Annotated in this window: 1 protein-coding gene; it reads right to left on the minus strand. The window is 56.7% G+C overall.

Going from position 1 to position 698, the window contains the following annotated elements; genetic code table 11:
* Nucleotides 1–698: citrate/2-methylcitrate synthase (locus AB9R92_RS02235; protein ID WP_370667905.1), on the minus strand; the 698-nt coding region annotated here is incomplete at both ends.

A 698-nucleotide genomic window follows, 5' to 3' on the forward strand; every position in this document is an offset into this window, starting at 1 on the left:
TTGTCGACGGACCCGATTTCTGTCAGCATCTTCATGACTTGCTCGTTGGCGCCGCCGTGAAGCGGGCCTTTCAACGCGCCGATCGCTGCCGTCACGCCGGAGTAGACGTCGGACAAGGTTGCGACCGCGACACGTGCCGTGAACGTCGATGCGTTCAGTTCGTGGTCGGCGTGCAGCACAAGCGCTTTATTGAACGCTTCGACTTCGATGTCTTTTGGCTCTTCGCCAGACAGCATGTACAGGAAGTTCGCCGCGAAGCTGTAATCCGTTTTCGGCTGGATCGGTTCTTTGCCGGCGCGGATGCGGCCGAATGCCGTCACGAGCGTCGAGATCTTCGCCTGGATTTTGATGGCTTTGCGGTAGTTGGCCGCGTCTTCCATCACTTCCGCTTCTTCGTCGAAGAGGCCGAGCATGGAGACCGCTGTGCGCAGCGCGGCCATTGGGTGGACATGTTTGATGTCGTATGTCTTGAAGTGGTCAAGCACCGCTTGCGGCACTGCCATGTTGTCCGCGAGCTGTTGTTTCAGCTCGGCCAATTCGTCCGCCTTCGGCAAACGCTGGTGCCACAACAAGTAGATCACTTCTTCGAAGCTGGCGTTGTCCGCCAGATCGTCGATGTTGTAGCCGACGTATGTAAGGGTATCATCGATGATCGAACTGATCGCCGATTGTGTTGCGACTACACCTTCTAAACCTTT

It is taken from the genome of Planococcus sp. SSTMD024 (assembly GCF_041320495.1).
Classification (GTDB): Bacteria; Bacillota; Bacilli; order Bacillales_A; family Planococcaceae; genus Planococcus.